Origin of the sequence: Micromonospora sp. NPDC049274 (assembly GCF_040678875.1) — a bacterium.
Taxonomy (GTDB): Bacteria; Actinomycetota; Actinomycetes; order Mycobacteriales; family Micromonosporaceae; genus Micromonospora.
This window is the reverse complement of the sequence record NZ_JBFAQS010000001.1, coordinates 260,652-275,617: the sequence shown is the minus strand read 5'-3', so window position 1 is coordinate 275,617 and position 14,966 is coordinate 260,652. Positions and strand designations below refer to the sequence as shown.

At 71.2% G+C, this 14,966-nt stretch carries 14 protein-coding genes; 1 reads left to right on the top strand and 13 read right to left on the bottom strand.

The window, feature by feature from the left end; all coding sequences use genetic code 11:
* Positions 1-64: 64 nt before the first annotated feature.
* From AB0K10_RS01205 to AB0K10_RS01175, 7 genes are all read right to left on the bottom strand, one after another.
* Positions 65-376: a hypothetical protein gene (locus AB0K10_RS01205; RefSeq protein WP_363678709.1), complete on the bottom strand. Its 312-nt coding sequence runs from the start codon at positions 374-376 to the stop codon at positions 65-67.
* Positions 377-507: 131 nt separating this feature from the next.
* Complete coding sequence (locus tag AB0K10_RS01200; RefSeq protein ID WP_363678707.1) at positions 508-1,164, bottom strand: tetratricopeptide repeat protein; 657 nt, start codon at positions 1,162-1,164, stop codon at positions 508-510.
* The gene (locus AB0K10_RS01195) at positions 1,164-1,751 is read right to left on the bottom strand and encodes a DinB family protein (RefSeq protein ID WP_363678705.1); all 588 of its coding nucleotides are present in this window, start codon (positions 1,749-1,751) and stop codon (positions 1,164-1,166) included. Before AB0K10_RS01195 ends, AB0K10_RS01200 begins: the two co-directional genes overlap by 1 nt.
* Positions 1,752-1,864: 113 nt before the next feature.
* Positions 1,865-2,305, bottom strand: coding sequence for a hypothetical protein (locus tag AB0K10_RS01190; protein WP_363678703.1), 441 nt, complete (start codon positions 2,303-2,305; stop codon positions 1,865-1,867).
* Complete coding sequence (locus AB0K10_RS01185) at positions 2,305-6,744, bottom strand: toxin glutamine deamidase domain-containing protein (protein WP_363678701.1); 4,440 nt, start codon at positions 6,742-6,744, stop codon at positions 2,305-2,307. Before AB0K10_RS01185 ends, AB0K10_RS01190 begins: the two co-directional genes overlap by 1 nt.
* 15 nt (positions 6,745-6,759) lie before the next feature.
* Positions 6,760-7,092: a hypothetical protein gene (locus AB0K10_RS01180; RefSeq protein ID WP_363678699.1), complete on the bottom strand. Its 333-nt coding sequence runs from the start codon at positions 7,090-7,092 to the stop codon at positions 6,760-6,762.
* A complete protein-coding gene (locus tag AB0K10_RS01175; protein ID WP_363678697.1) occupies positions 7,089-7,511 on the bottom strand; it encodes a YbaB/EbfC family nucleoid-associated protein in 423 nt (140 codons plus the stop codon). The genes AB0K10_RS01180 and AB0K10_RS01175 overlap by 4 nt, the downstream gene beginning before the upstream one ends.
* A gap of 78 nt (positions 7,512-7,589) precedes the next feature.
* Here AB0K10_RS01175 and AB0K10_RS01170 point away from each other — a divergent pair, with 78 nt between their 5' ends.
* Positions 7,590-8,831, top strand: a complete 1,242-nt coding sequence (locus tag AB0K10_RS01170) for an SUKH-3 domain-containing protein (protein WP_363678695.1) — start codon at positions 7,590-7,592, stop codon at positions 8,829-8,831.
* Between the two features lie 76 nt (positions 8,832-8,907).
* Here AB0K10_RS01170 and AB0K10_RS01165 read toward each other — a convergent pair whose 3' ends face one another.
* From AB0K10_RS01165 to AB0K10_RS01140, 6 genes are all read right to left on the bottom strand, one after another.
* Positions 8,908-9,576 (bottom strand): hypothetical protein, encoded by a 669-nt coding sequence (locus AB0K10_RS01165; protein WP_363678693.1) that lies wholly within the window; start codon positions 9,574-9,576, stop codon positions 8,908-8,910.
* A gap of 107 nt (positions 9,577-9,683) precedes the next feature.
* Entirely contained in the window at positions 9,684-10,439 is a 756-nt protein-coding gene (locus AB0K10_RS01160) for a G5 domain-containing protein (protein ID WP_363679556.1), read from the bottom strand.
* Positions 10,440-10,814: 375 nt separating this feature from the next.
* Positions 10,815-11,651, bottom strand: coding sequence for an ABC transporter permease (locus AB0K10_RS01155; protein ID WP_363678691.1), 837 nt, complete (start codon positions 11,649-11,651; stop codon positions 10,815-10,817).
* The gene (locus tag AB0K10_RS01150) at positions 11,648-12,556 is read right to left on the bottom strand and encodes an ABC transporter permease (RefSeq protein WP_363678689.1); all 909 of its coding nucleotides are present in this window, start codon (positions 12,554-12,556) and stop codon (positions 11,648-11,650) included. The genes AB0K10_RS01155 and AB0K10_RS01150 overlap by 4 nt, the downstream gene beginning before the upstream one ends.
* The gene (locus tag AB0K10_RS01145) at positions 12,553-13,707 is read right to left on the bottom strand and encodes an ABC transporter ATP-binding protein (RefSeq protein ID WP_363679554.1); all 1,155 of its coding nucleotides are present in this window, start codon (positions 13,705-13,707) and stop codon (positions 12,553-12,555) included. The genes AB0K10_RS01150 and AB0K10_RS01145 overlap by 4 nt, the downstream gene beginning before the upstream one ends.
* 2 nt (positions 13,708-13,709) lie before the next feature.
* A complete protein-coding gene (locus AB0K10_RS01140; protein WP_363678687.1) occupies positions 13,710-14,894 on the bottom strand; it encodes a spermidine/putrescine ABC transporter substrate-binding protein in 1,185 nt (394 codons plus the stop codon).
* Positions 14,895-14,966: the final 72 nt, after the last annotated feature.

Here is a 14,966-nt window from a genome sequence, read left to right as displayed (position 1 = left end):
GGGATCGACGAAATCGGGGTGTCCCAGGCCGGGTGATACCCCGATTTCGCCGAAGTCGAGTCGATCACGCTCGACGAGCTCCGTCGGCCGAACTCCCGGCTTCCTCGCCGTCCGATTCGTCCTGGCGGGAGAGGTGAGCCGGGGTGCCGTCCTCGTTGGAGCCGACGGCCTCCACCGATCCACCTCCGGTGGCATCGCCCTCGACGCGCCCGCGGGTGGCGCCGAGGGCGATCGCGAAGGCGATCCCGAGGGCGACACCGAACGCGACACCGCCCTTCGAACCGAACGTGGGAATACCGACCGCGAGGCCGATCAGGATGCCAACGGGCCAAGCCCAGGGACGGGACTTGCTGCTGCCGGTCTCGGATCTCGCCATGGACCGATGCTAATCAGCGCGACGACAGGTGCGAGCGCTCGCGTTCCGCGCCGCAGACTCCCGAGTCCACCCCGGCTGCCAACCAGCGGATTCTCGGCGGGACGAGCGGCGCGCCAGTCGGCGACCGCTGATCAGGCCAGACTCAGCTCGTCGCGGGCCTCCTCGACCCACCGGCCCACACCGTGCGCGCCGCTGCCGGCCGCCAGTTCGGCCGCCTCGTCGAGCAGGTCGCGGGCGGCGTCCCGATCGCCGTCGGTCGCCGCGAGGTCCGCCAGGCCGATCAGGTTCGCCGCGACGCCGGGCGTGAAGGACAGCTCCCGACGCAGCCGGGTCGACTCCGCCAGCAACTCGCGCGCCGCTTCGACACGACCGGCGGCCTGCTCGCCGAAGCAGAGGTGCCGCAGCACGTACGACAGGGTCAGGTCATCCCCCGCCTCGGTCGCCAGCTCACGCGCCCGCGCGAAGGCCGGGTCGGCGGCCGCCTGGTCCTGCCGGATCACCTGGTGGACGGTGCCCACCCAGAACAGCGACTCCCCCTCGCCGCGAGCATCCCCCAGCTCACCGTAGAGCTGCGCCGCCCGCTCGAAGAGCCGCAGCTCGGCTGCGTCCTCGGCGCCGGTCTCCAGGAAGCGGGCGTGCAGGAGCCGACCCCGGGCCAGGGCCGTATCCGCCTCCAACGCCACGAGATCCCGCTCCGCCTCGTCCAACGACTTCGCGTCGCCGCCGAAGACCGCCTGCTCGTAGCGCTCCCGCGCCCGCGTCAACCGGACGTCGAACCCCTCGGCCATCACTGCCCCACCCTTCCGTCGATACGCTCGCGTAGGAGATCGGCGTGGCCATTGTGCCGCGCGTACTCCTCGATCATGTGCACCAGCAACCTGCGCAGCACGATGACGTTGCCGTCCCGCTGCCGCCCCTGCACTCCCAGATCCGCCGCCTCGGAGACGAACCGCTCGGAGAACTCCACCTCCGTACGCCAGGCCCGGTACGCCTCGTCCACCACCGCCGGATCGGCCACCGCGCCGTCGAAGTCGCCGTCGGGATCGTCGTCGGAGCAGTACAGCTTGGGCGCCACCTGGCCGGCCATCGTCCTGCGGAACCACCCACGCTCCACTTCGGCCAGGTGCCGAATCAGCCCGAGCAGCGACATCGTCGACGGCGGCACCGCACGCCGGGCCAACTGCTCGACGTTCAGGCCGGCACACTTGAGTTCGAACGTGAGGCGCTGGTCGCGCAGATACTCGACGAGGACGCTCCGCTCGTCGGCGAAGTTGCCATCCGAGCGCGGATCCTCGTCCGGATGAACGAACAGGTACGACCAACCGAAGGCTCGCGTGGGCTCGGGGGTCGTCGCCTCGGCGTACGAGTCAGCCATACGGCGACTCTCGTCGATGCCCACCCACCTCGGCAACCGGACGCGCGCTCCCCAGCGACGGGAAGTCGCGAGAGCTCCGACAGCCCGGCTCGCGCCTCGGTTCCGCACCTGGATCACGTTGCGTGGTCCGCCGCCACCTCGGGATCGGCACCCGGGTCGCCGGCTGCGCGCAACTGTTCCTCGAACATCACGAAGGTCCGCTGTCGGATCCCCCGGATGAGAGCCCGTTCCTTCGGGGACAACTGTCGCCCCTGAGCTTTCGCCGCGTCTCTGAGCGCCTGCACGGTCTCGTAGAGGGCGAAGATGGGGCCTTCGCCTTCCAGGTAGTGAGCCCGGAAACGCTCAACCTCCTGCACGAAGTCCTCGGGCGTCCGCCGGAAAATGTCGCCCCCAACGCCGAGGGTGATCTCGCCGAAGATGTCGTTCTTCTCCTGCCATCCCCCACTATCGATCGAAAGGCGCCAGACCCGAGCGCCACCATCCGGCGTTTCCACGATCTTCACCGGCGTTGAGTAATAGAGGTAGTAGGAGGGAAGCGAAATATCTCCGGACATCAGGAATCCTCTTCAAAGGTCGACTGCAAAGCCTCCCAGAACAGTTGGCGCTCGCGGTGACGGATGCCTGCGCTAATCGCTCGCTCCTTCGGCGTCAACTCTCGCCCCTCAGCCTGAGCAAGGGCTTCGAGATCGCGTCGTACCTCATAGAGCCCATGCTCCCAAACCGCGACAGCGTCAAGAGCTGCCAAGTGCAGCCGGAACTCAGCCAGGTGACCACTGTGTGTCTGCAGCACGAGTTGCACGTCACGGTAGCCACTATCCATGGGTGAGACGAAACGGTCGTCACAGGCCACGATCATGACGTCAGGGTGATCGCGTATGCGTCCGAGTGCCGCGTACAGGTCGACAAGGCTGCGAAACTCGACCTTGGCGGCGGCCAGATCGAGCAGTTTCGAGGCGTCACCCCCGTACTTGTTGACCTTGTCCTCGGCTCGGCGGCGGTCCTTGGGCTCGGTGCGCCAGCCAGGCTCACCGACCTGACGGTCACCTACCTGGGCAAGCGACGTCGCCAACTGATTCAGCTCCAGCTGAGCGACAGCGGCCGCGGAGTAGAGGTCGTCGAGGTAAAGCTTCCGATAGGACCCGTTGCGTCGTTGCTGACTGTCGAAGCCTGGCTGGGTCGGCGGATCATCCGGCAACTGGATGCTCGCGCTGATTTGGCGCTGCTCATCAGTGAGGGGCGTCGGCTGCGGCTGGGGCGTCCCCCGATCGGTCGCCCCTGGCCCTGCCGCCTCCTGCTGGGTCAGATTGTCGAGCACGTCGGCGAGGGTGTCGATCGCCTGTTGATGGCTCGCGAGGTGATGCAGCGTCAGCGGGCGGGCCGTCAGTGACGCCGCCAGTTCGGGAGTGCCCAGGATGATTCGCGCCAGATCCGGTGCCTGTGCCAACTGCTGGGCCAGGTGCACGGCCAGATTCGGCTCGTTCGGGGGTGGCTCTCGCAGGGCGGTGTCCAGCATGTCGCGGACACGGGCGTCGGCGAAGAGTCGCGACACGTCCTGCGCGTCCGCGTCGTCCAGACCGGGCACCAACCGCTGGAGGGTCGGTGGGTCCACGGCTCTCGCGAACTCGCCCGGGCTCACCCCGGCGGAGAAAACCTCGTCCAGGCCGCCGGCCAGCGCGAGCACCCGGACCGGGTCGCGGTGTCCCGGCGGTTCATCGCCAGCCGGACCGGACGGACTCCCGCCACCGGCGTCTAGGGCGCCCGGGCCGTCGAGCAGGAGGTACATCCGGTTGATGTACGGATCGCCGTGGCCGCCGCCGTCCTGGGCCGGCGGGTGGTAGGGCAGGTCGGGACGTTCACTGAACCGCCCCCGGGGCAGCCCGCCGAGCGGCATGGGCCGGCCGTCCCCGCCCAGCACGAGCGCGTCGATGCCCACCACGTCGGGGTAGAGCGGCCGGTCCCGGACGAGGCCGGTCTGCGGGTCGACGTAGAGCACCGTGCCGTTCTGGTTGAGCGCCACCCAGGCGTGTGAGCCACCGCCCGCCCACTCGGTGATCAGGAACGCGTAGCTGCCATGGCCACCGAGCAGCAGTTGGTCGTGCAGGTTGGCGTAACCCCGGTCGGCGGCCTGCCGCGCCTGCGCCGGGTGTGACTGTTGGCCGGATGACGGGGCGAGGACGCGCTGGAAACGGCCGCCGGTCACGTCCTCTACCCGGCCAGGGCCACCCGCCTCACCGCGGATCGGGCGTCGGGTGTCGCCGTCCAGGTAGCCGTCGAAGGTGCGCGGCGCGGACACCCGGGGCCGGCCGTGCACCCAGGTCTCGAACAGCGACAGCGTGCAGTCCAGGCAGTTGATGCCCCGGGTGGCGTCGGCCTGGGGGCCGCCGTCGTTCAGCAGGCGGAACCAGCCGCCCCGGCGGGGATCGGCGGTACGTACAACACCGCCGTCGAGGTCGCGGGGCATCTGCCGTTCGACGTCGACCTGGTGCAGGGCGAGCGGTGGACGTAGCCCGCCCGGCTGCCCGTACGGCCGGGAGTCGTCGATCGGCGGGGGAACGTCGTCGCCGGTGAGCCGGGACGGGCCGGAGCTTTCCACCGCGCCGAGCGCGAGCGCGCCCACGTCGGTGTTGGCGTGCGCGAACGTGCCGTCGGAGATGTCCACGACCGCCGGTGCCCTGATGCCCGCCAGCACGTCGTCGGCCAGGTCACGCCACTGGGCGTACGCGCGTGCCTCGTCGTTCGCCGCCCGCTGCCAGCCGTCGGCCCACCGCCGGTGCCCCGCCTGGTGCAACTGTCGGGCGTAGTCGGCGTACTCGACAGCCCTGCGGTCGTGCTCCGCCGCGCGGGCCCGCAGACGGGCGGCCTCCGCCTGCCGGCGATTGGTCTCCAACCCGGCCCGTTGCAACTCGTAGTGGCCCTGGTAGCGCCGCCGCTCGGCCGCCTCCGCCTCGGCCACCCACCGGGCGGCGTACTCGTCGCTCTCGGTCCTGGGCACCGACGGATCGCCGAACGCCAGCACGTCGACGGGAACCGAGGCCCGACTGCGGGTCCGTTGACGGGGGACGCGAGCCGGCGCCAACGCCTCCTGCGTGGAGAACCGCTCGGGTGCGCTGTGCCGCCCCATCGGCGCGCCGGTGACCGTTTCGGTCCTGACCTCACCGGGCCTGCCTGCGGCATCGGGCGGCGGGCCGGGCACCGACCCGGAGGGTATGGGCGGGGATGCCGGTCCGGGGGTGACGGTCGAAGCGGGACCGGCGGACGCGGCCGGCGACGCCACACCCACGGCGCTCGCCGCCATCGACGGGGAACCCGCCCCCGCCAACGGTCCCGCGAACGGATGCATCGAAGCCGATGGCGGACCCGGCGACAGGGGTACCGCAGCCGACGACGGGCCGGTCGACGGGGACCAACCGGCAGCTGACGAGAAGGCGGGGGTTGGCCCGGTCGACGGGTGCCCGACAACCGAGCCGTTGGCGCCCGGGGCGGGCGCACCCGAGGCGACCCCCTGCGACGCGCCGACCGTCGGCCCGGCGCCGACCGCCGGCCCGCCGTGCGGGTCAACGGCGCCGGCTACGGGCGCGGTGACCGCCGAGAGCGTGGGATCGGCCGTCACGGCAGGAAGCCCAGGGGCCGCGACGGCCGAGAGCGTGGGCTCCGCCCCGACAGCAGGCCCTGCGGCCGCTGAGAGCGTGGGATCCCCGCCGACAGCCGGACTCGTGCCGTGCCCAACGCCTGGCGACGTCGCGTCGAAGGCCGCCGGTACCGATGAGCCGACGGTGGCCGTACCCGTCTGGCGGGCACCATCGGCCACCGGGAACCCCGGCGAGGACGCCGCCGCGGACGAAGACTCCAGAGCCGAAGACGCCGCAAACGTAGAGGCAGGAGACGCAGATGGTGACGCCAGGTCCGGGGTCGAGACATCCACTCCGGACATGGCGGGGGGCGGCAGTGGCGGGCCGGTGAAGGACGCGCCGGCGAGGGCGTTGGCCTGCGCGTGCAGCCGGGCCTGTAGGGCGTGGTCGGTCTGCCCGGTCGCCGAGCCGGTGGCGCCGGACGCGGCGGCGCGTACCGCGTCCTCCACCGACGTCAGGCCCTGCCCGGTGGCGAGGCTGGCGGCGCTCTCGGCGAACATCTCGCCGGTCATCTCCCGACCGAAGTGCTCGCCGATGCGCGCGGCGCGGCCCGTCGCGTGGCGGCCCAGGCCGGCCAGCGGCGCGACCGCTCCCCCGGCGAGCCCGCCCACCGCCGACGCGCCCAGGTCGGTCAGGTCCACGCCGTGCGCCCGGCCCGTCGTGTTCTGGTACGCCTGTGTGGCCAGGCTGACCCCGGACTCCTCGGCGGCCTCCTCCAGCCCTTCCCGGGTGGCGCGCTTGGCGAGGCCGCGCACGCCACCTTTGGCGATCTCCTTGGCGGCGCGCTCGCCGGCCTCCTTGAGGCCGCGACGGAGAGCCTTGGTGGCCAGTTGGCCCATCAGGCGTTTGAAGATCTGCTGGATCACCAGCCGGGTGGCGGTGATCGCCGCGCCGGCAGCCGGGGAGGCCGCACCGGCGGTGAGCACCGCCGCCACCGCGACCGAGAGCAGCTCGACGACCAGGATGCCCAGCTCGATCCAGACTTCGAGCTTGGCGCCTTCGATGTCGCAGCCGCACTCCTCGACCAGGCGACCGAGGTCGGCGGTGACCGCGAGGAGCACCGGCAGGGGTGCGTCGTCACCCTCGGCGATTCCTCGCCAGGCCGCCTCGAACGCGGCGTCGACAGCTCCGACGCCGCCGTAGCCGCTGCGCACCTCGGTGGCGGCCGCGGCGGCGTCGGCATGGGGGCCGGCGAGGACACCGGCGACCGCGTACCACCTGTCGGCGACGTCCCAGACGGCCCGCTCGTTCCCCTCGGGCCACTGCACGCCGACCGCCCAGTCGAGGGCCTCGTAGATCCACCCGGGAACGTCCCAGGGTGCGTAGTCCAGCGGGTGCGGGATCGGGCTGGGCAGCACGCTCATCCGGATCGCCCGCCGTCAGCGCCGGTCGGCGGCCCGGTCGAGCCGGGCAGCGCTGCTCTGGTCGGTCTGCACGCTGGCGTCGACCGCGCTGACCACGTCGGCGCCCAGCTCGGTGAGCCGTTGCCCGACGCCCGCCCAGGCACGCAGCACGGTCTGCTCGATGCCGCGGTAGCTCCGTTCGAACGCGCCGCCGATGTCGTCGCGCCCCCACGGGCGGGCGCCGCTGGCGGCCTCGATCTCGCCGCCCTCGGCTGCGCGGCGGGCCGTCACCGCCTCCCCGGACAGGGCCAGGTCGGCGCCACCGCGCCGGGCACGGGAGGCGTCTAGCCAGAGCTGCTCGTCGGTCATGCCGCCCCCTCGCCGCGGCCGAGCACGGCGTCCGCGCGACCGAGCAGAGAGCCGAAATCGCCGGTACGCAGGAACTCCGTCGAACCGGACCCGGCCGGCATGGTTTCGGCGACCAGATCCTGGGTGGCCTGGGTGGCGGCCGCCACGGCGGCGTGGACCGTCTCGGTGACCGTCCGGCTCAGCGCCTCGGCGTCGCGGTCCCGGTAGATGGCCGGGGCCAGGTCGACCGCGATCAGCTGGCCCTGCGCGCCGACGGTCGCCGTGACGTGGCCGTCCGGCGAGCGTCGAGTCACCCGCAGTTGGGCCAGCCGCGTTTGCAGAGTGTCCAAACCGGACCTGAGCTGCTGATACTGGCCGTACACGTCGTCGAATCGGGCCCGTAGCTCGCGATTGGCGTCCCGGTCCACGCGTTCGCTCACCGCCGCTCCTCCCGTCACCGTCGGTAGGGAAGACCATACCGGCCGCCATCGATCCGCGTAGTCCGGTAGTTTCGATGTGTGATCGACCGTCAGCAGGCCGAGCAGCTCGCATCCGCTTGGGCGCGGCGCGATTCGCAGCGCCTCGGCCACGAGTGCATCCCGGTGGTCGACGAGTTCGATCTGGGTTTCGTCGTCACCTCGATCGTGTCGAACGGGGTGCGGTCGATCCCCGGCGATCTCCCGACCACAGTCATCGACAGGCAGACCGGAAAGGTCACCACCTGGCCTCGCGTGCCGAGCGAGGTGGTGGCGGACCTGTATCGGCGTAGCCAGCCCAGCGGGCCGGCGGCACCCCGCACCGTCGACGCGTCGAGCCTGCTGATCCGTGAGATCCGTCGGGCGCCGACGCCGAACACGGTGGCCCACCTGACCCTCGACGGTCGCATCTGGACTGCCCAGGGCACGAAGGGCGCGGTCGCGCTGAACCACCACCCGCTCGTCCGCAGCTTCCTGGACGAGCGGCCTCCGGGCGAGTTGGTCCGCGGCGCCGAGTGTCACGCCGAGCTGATCGTGGTCTCCGACGTGCTACACGAGTACGACCACCGCCGGGCCGCCGAGGGCATCGAGCCGATGGGGCGGGCCGAGGCGGGGGCCCTGCTGGAGGCGGCGCGCTTCGAGATCTTCCGGATCCGCGAGCCGGGTGACCCGGCCGGTGGCGCCGCGGATCGGCCCTGCGACTCGTGCATCGAATTTCTGGTGCGCGCGAACGTTCTGCCGGAGGCGGCGCGGGCGTACACCGAGACGTGGCTCGCCCCGGCGGAGCCCGACCCGGACCCGGGTCGCTTTCCGCCCGAGGTGGCCAACGCGCTGGTGGCGGCGGGCTGGCGGCCACATTTCGGTGACCAGATCATGGCCGCCGCCGGCGTACGGGATGTCGTCGCCGTGCCGGGGCAGGCCCACCGACACGAGGTCTTTCCCGCCGCCGTGGAGGCGCTGACCACGTTCCCCAGCCTGGTCGGCGCCCGACGCGGCCCGGGCGCACAGGTGTGGATCTCCCGCTTCGACATCCGCCCGCACACCATCGCGCACACCGCCGACACGCTTGCCGATTTCGGCGCGGTGCTCGGGGTGCGGCTCTTCCCGATCGGCACCGAGCAGCAGGACAGCATCCTCGCCGTCGACGAGCGCGGCCGGGTCTTCGCCCTCGACCAGGCCGGCGAGTGGTTCCTCGGCGACACCATCGACGCCGCGCTCACCACGTTGCTGCTCGGCCGCGCCCCAGCCCGGGTGCGCGACGACGGCACCTGGCAGACCGACTAGGGCGACGCGGGCCGCGGCGAAGGCCGGCGGCGGTGGCGATGGTCGACCACCACCACCCCCGGCCGGCCTCCGACTGTCAGCGCAGCACCTCGACGACGTTGCGGCGGACGAGGTTCTTGCCCGGTTCCCGGATCTGGTCCATCGCCGCGGTGTTGAGCAGCACGCAACTGCCCGACGGACCGGTCACCGTCACCGTGGTGGCCCGGTTGTTGTCCAGGTTCGTCACCCGCAGCCGCGTACCGACCGGGAACTGGCCGCTGGTCGCCGCCGGCCCGGCCGTCTCTTCGAAGAAGGTGATCGCCCCTGCGCACGCCGAGCGGGGCGCCGGGCCGGGGGCACCGGGCGATGCGGCACCGGGACGGACCGTGCCGGGGTCGACGGGCTGCGCGGCGCCGCCGTCCAGCCGTTCCACCACGTTGCGGCGGACCACGTTCTTGCCCGGCTCGCGGACCAGCTCCATGGCGGCGGAGTTGAGCAGCACGCAGCTGCCCGACGGGCCGGTCACCGTCACCGTGGCCGTACGGTTGTTGTCCAGGTTCGTCACCCGCAGCCGCGTACCCACCGGGAACCGGTCGCTGGTCGCTGCCGGCGCCCCGGCCTCCGCCGAGAACGTGACCGAGCCGGAGCAGACGGAGTGCCGCGCCGGGGCGGTGTCGGCGAACCCGAAGCCGGTCCCCACCGCCACGCCCGCCGCGGCGAGCACCGCCACGGTCGCCGCCAGCACGTGCCTGCGCTGCACCCTCATCGCCGTCACTCCCGTCCTCGGTGGTGTCCTTCACCGCCTGGTACGGATGACAGCGCCCGACCGTTCAGCCCGCACGGACCCCGATCGACCGAGAAGCACCGCACGGGTCAGTCGCAGCCGTAGCCGTCGTTGTCGCGGTCCAGGTCGTAGATGTCGTCACCGATGACCGTGACCACTCCGCTGACGTAAGCCGGGCCGTTGCCGGAGCCGCCCGCGCAATCCACGTCACTGGCGATCGGGACGCAGGGGCTGTAGTTCGGGTCGCAGTTCGACTTCTTCTTGGTGCCGACGGCCACCACCTCGGTAATCGGCTGCTTCGTCACCGTGGACTTGACCAGCTTCTTGCCGGTCTGCACGCCGTCGGTGGTGGTCACCTGGTAGGTAAGCGTCCGTACGCCGTCGACGCCCCTGGTGCGGACCACCCGCTTGCCCTCGGCCAGGGACGCGTCCTTGACGGTGCGCTCGCCGTGCCGGATCGCGGCGCGCTCCGTCACTGTCGTCACCCGCACCGTCGGCGATGGCGAGACGCTGGAGGGGGTGGGCACCGACGCTGCGGAGGGCGGCGCCTCCGGCGACTGCGCCTGGGCAGGCGCCTCCCGCGTGGGCTCGGCGGGGGCCGCCACGATGGGTTGCTGCGCCTGTTCGGCCGCAGTGCCCGTGCGCTTGGGTTCCGGCTCGCCGGTCAGCGCGCCGACGATGGCGGTGCCGGCGCAGCAGAGCAGCAACACGGAGAGCGCCACCGAGCCGAGGATCACGGCGACGCGGCGGCCTGGGCTGGCGCGGCGGAACCAGTTCGGGGCGGCGGCTGGCTGAGGTCCGGGGCCGTACGGCGGTGGATGCGCGGGCCCCGGCGGTGGTTGCATCGTCACGGCGATGAGTGTCGTCGCAAACACTGTCGGCAATATCCACCGTCACGTCGGTCACCTGCGCCGTTCGCTCCGGCGAAGATGATCGAGGGGTCCTGATCAGCACCGCCGATCGGGCGTTGAGCGTGACGAGCCGGCAGATCGGGTGACCTCTCGGGCGGGGCGGTCAGGGCCGATCGTGCGGCCTTCCGTAGCGACAAACCGTCGCATTGGACCAAATATCGCGCCGGAGCGCGGCCGGGCAACCGGCAGTGGATTGCGTGCCGCCTCGGCCTGTCGGGATGCCGTCAGCAGACGCGGTTCGGCGCTCCTTCATGGCCCGGGATGAGCAGACACGACGGCAGCCCGTCGAACATTTCGCTACAACGGTGGTCATGACGGCCGACGCGTCTGCCGCACCGGGCCGGCCAACAGCGCGGCGCGGCGAGCACGTCGCCCGCGAACCGAGCTGAGGCCGACCAGCAGCAGCGCGCTGGCGAACATCGCGGTGCCGATGACGTTCACCTGCGGCGGGATGCCCCGCTGGGCGGCGCCCCAGACGTACATCGGGAACGTGACTGTCGTGCCGGCGTTGAAGTTCGTGATGATGAAGTCGTCGAAGCTCAGCGAGAACGCCAGCAGCGCGGCGGCCACGATGCCGGGCAGCACCAGCGGCAGGGTGATCAGCCGGAAGGTCTGCCACTCGTTGGCGTAGAGGTCCATGGCGGCCTCCTCCAGCCGCCGGTCCATCCCGGCGAGCCGCGCCTTGACCGTCACCACCACGAACGACAGGCAGAACATCACGTGCGCGATGACGATGGTCCAGAAGCCCTGCGGCACCCCGGCCGAGACGAACAGGGCCAGCAACGACGTGCCCATCACCAGCTCCGGGGTGGCCATCGGCAGGAAGATCAGCACGTTGATGCCGGCGCTGCCACGGAAGCGGTGCCGCACCAGCGCGAACGCCATCAGGGTGCCGAGCACTGTGGCGACCACCGTGGCGAGGAAACCGATCTGGACGCTGCGGACGACCGCGTCACACATGTCCGAGGTGGCACAGGGGTGCCGCCAGTTGTCCACTGTGAACTCGTTGAAGTCGTACGACACTCGGCTCGACGGGCGGTTGAAGGACAGCCCGGCCACCACCAGGATCGGCAACGCCAGGTAGCCGAGCACCAGCAGCGCCACGATCATCACCCAGCGGTCGGCGAGCCAGCGGGAGAGTCTCACAGGACCTCCTCCGTGCCGGTAGTGCGCAGGTAGCCGAGGACCACCGCGAGGATCGCCGCCATCAGCAGGAACGACAGCGCGGCGCCCTGCGGATAGTCCAGCCGGACCAGGAACGCCGAGTCGATGACGTTGCCGACCATGTACTCGTTCGGGGTGCCGAGCAGTTCGGCGTTGATGTAGTCGCCGCTGGCCGGGATGAAGAACAGCAGCGTGCCGGCGATCAGGCCGGGCATGGACAGCGGCAGGGTCACCCGGCGGAACGCCTGAACTCCGCTGGCGTACAGGTCGCTGGCCGCCTCCAGCAGCCGGGGGTCCAGCCGCTCCAGGCTCGCGTACAGCGGCAGCACGAGGAACGGCAGAAAGTTGTACGTCAGCCCGAGCACCACCGCGAACGGCGTGGCCAGCAGCCGCCCGTCCGGGGCGAGCAGGTGCACGTCGCGCAGCAGACCCACGAGCGCGCCGTTGTCGGACAGGATGGTCTTCCAGGCGAGGGTGCGGACCAGGAAGCTGGTGAACATCGGGGCGACCACGCACACCAGCAGCAGGTTCTTCCACCGGCCGGCCTTCTGCGCGATGGCGTACGCCAGTGGGTAGCCGAGCAGCAGCGCCAGCACCAGGGCCAGTCCGGCGAAGCCGAACGAGCGCAGAAGCTGCGGCCCGTACGCCTGCACGACGTCCGGATAGTTGCCGAACGCCCACGTCATCGCGTACCCGGTGGAGAGCGAGCCGCCGGGGTCGTAGAGGCTGACGGCGGCGAGTTGCAGCAGCGGCACGGCGAAGAACACCAGCAGCCAGGCCGCGCCGGGCAGCAGCAGGAGGTACGGCAGCAGCCGGCGCCGCCCGGACCGGGCTGCCGGTGGCGCGGGCGGCGGCTGCCCCGCTCCGGTGGGCGCCAGGAGGGTCACGACGACGTACCCACCGGCTCGGCGAACACGGGGGCGGTCCGGTCGGCGTCGGTGGTGTCGCGGGGCAGCAGGAACGCGTGCCGCGGATCCCAGTGCGCCACGGCCTCGCTGCCGACTGCCACGGGTGTCGACGTTCCGCTGTTGGCCGCGAAGACCGACAGCTCGGTGCCCCAGCCGGTGCGCAGCAGGTACTGCGTGCTGACGCCCACGTAGGAGGCGTCGGTGACCACCCCGGTGACGTGTTGGTGTCCGTGGGGGACCTGGTCGGCGGAGCCGACCAGATGCAGCTTCTCCGGGCGTACCCCCAGGTGGACCGGCCCTCGGTCGGCCCGCGACCGGCCGGCGGGCACCGAGAAGCGCGCGCCGTGCGCCGTCACCGCGACCTCGCCGCCGGTGGTGCCGGCGGCCTCGCCGGCGAGCAGGTTGGACTGGCCGAGGAAGTTCGCCACGAACGCGGTGGCCGGGAACTCGTAGAGGTCGGCCGGGGCACCCTGCTGTTCGATTCGGCCGGCGTTCATCACCGCGACGGTGTCGGCCATGGTCATGGCCTCCTCCTGGTCGTGGGTGACGTGTACGAAGGTGATGCCGACCTCGGTCTGGATGCGCTTCAGCTCGATCTGCATCTGGCGGCGCAGCTTCAGGTCGAGCGCCCCGAGCGGCTCGTCGAGCAGCAGCACCTGCGGCTGGTTGATGAGCGCGCGGGCCAGCGCCACCCGCTGCTGCTGACCTCCGGAGAGCTGGGCCGGGCGGCGGGGGCCGAACCCGTCGAGCTGCACCAGCGACAGCATCCGCCGGACCTGGTCGTCGACCGCGCGGATGCCGCGCCGCCGCAGCCCGAAGGCCACGTTCTCGAAGATGGTGAGGTGCGGAAAGAGCGCGTAGCTCTGGAACACGGTGTTGACCGGCCGCCTGTACGGCCGCAGCCGGGTGATGTCGGTGTCGCCGAGCAGCACCTGGCCGCTGGTCGGCGTCTCCAGTCCGGCGATCATCCGCAGGGTGGTGGTCTTGCCGCACCCCGATGCGCCGAGCAGCGCGAAGAACGAGCCCTTGCCGATCGTCAGGCTGAGGTCGTCGACGGCCGTGAAGCTGCCGAACCGCTTGGTGAGGTCGGCCAGGCGCAGATCGCCTGCGGGTGTCTCGCGCGCCATCACCGTCACGCCCCGATGACCTGCTGGAACTTGCCCTCGTACTCGCGTTCCTGCTGCTCGTCCAGGGTCATGAATACCGTGGACTTCGCCAGCAGCGCGTCGTCGGGGAAGATCAGCGGGTTCGCGGCCAACTCCGGGTCGATCTTCTCCATCTCGGCCTGGGCACCCTTGACCGGGCAGATGTAGTTGACGTACGCGGCGAGCTTCGCGGCGACGGCCGGCTCGTAGTAGTAGTTGATCAACGCTTCGGCGTTGCCCCTGTGGGTGGCCTTGTTCGGGACCACCATGTCGTCGCTGTAGAGCATCGCGCCGGAGTCCGGCGCGACGAACCGCACCTTGTCGTTCGCGCTGGAGAGCTGGATGACGTCCCCGGACCAGCCGATGCACGCGGCGATGTCGCCCTTGGCCAGGTCGGGCGCGTAGTCGTTGCCGGTGAACCTGCGGATCTGCCCGGAGTCGACTGCCTTCCTGAGCTTGTGGAGCGCGTCGTCGAACTGGGCTGCGGTGAAGTTCGACGGGTCGTGCCCGTTCGCGCCGAGCAGCAGGCCCATGGTGTCGCGCATTTCGCTGAGCGCCGTCACCCTGCCCCTGAGGTCGGGGCGCGTCAGCAGCTCGTCGACGGTCCGCAGCTCCCTGGTCACGCTGCCGTTGTACGCCAACCCGGCCAGGCCGGACTGCCACGGGATCGAGATGCGGTTCTCGGCGTCGAACGGGCGGTTGAGCAACGAGGGCAGCAGGTTCGCCTGGACGTTGGGGATCTTCCCGGGGTCGAGTTTCTGGATCCAGCCGAGCCGGATCATCCGCGCGGCCATCCAGTCGCTCAGCACGATGATGTCCCGGTCGGTGCTCCGGCAGGCGGCCAACTGGTTCTGCACCTTGCCGAAGAACTCGTTGTTGTCGTTGATGTCCTCGGTGTAGGTGACCTGGATGCCGCTGGTCGTGACGAACTCGTCCAGGCTCGGCCGCTTGGACTCGTCCTTCTCGTCGACGTCCATGTACTGCGGCCAGTTGGAGAAGGCGATCTTCTTCTCGGTGCCGGACAGGTCTTCGCTGACACAGCCTGCCTCGGTCTGTTGCGCGCCCTTGGTGCCGCAGCCGGCGAGGCTGCCGCCCGCGGCGAGCAGGGCGGCCGATCCGAGAGTGCCGGTGAGCAGTCCACGCCGGGAGAGGGACCGGAGGGGAGTACGCATGACGACTCCTAGAGGGGTCATCGTCGGCGGGCGAGATGCTGTGGACGCGCGCCGGCGGGAATGTCGGAAGGA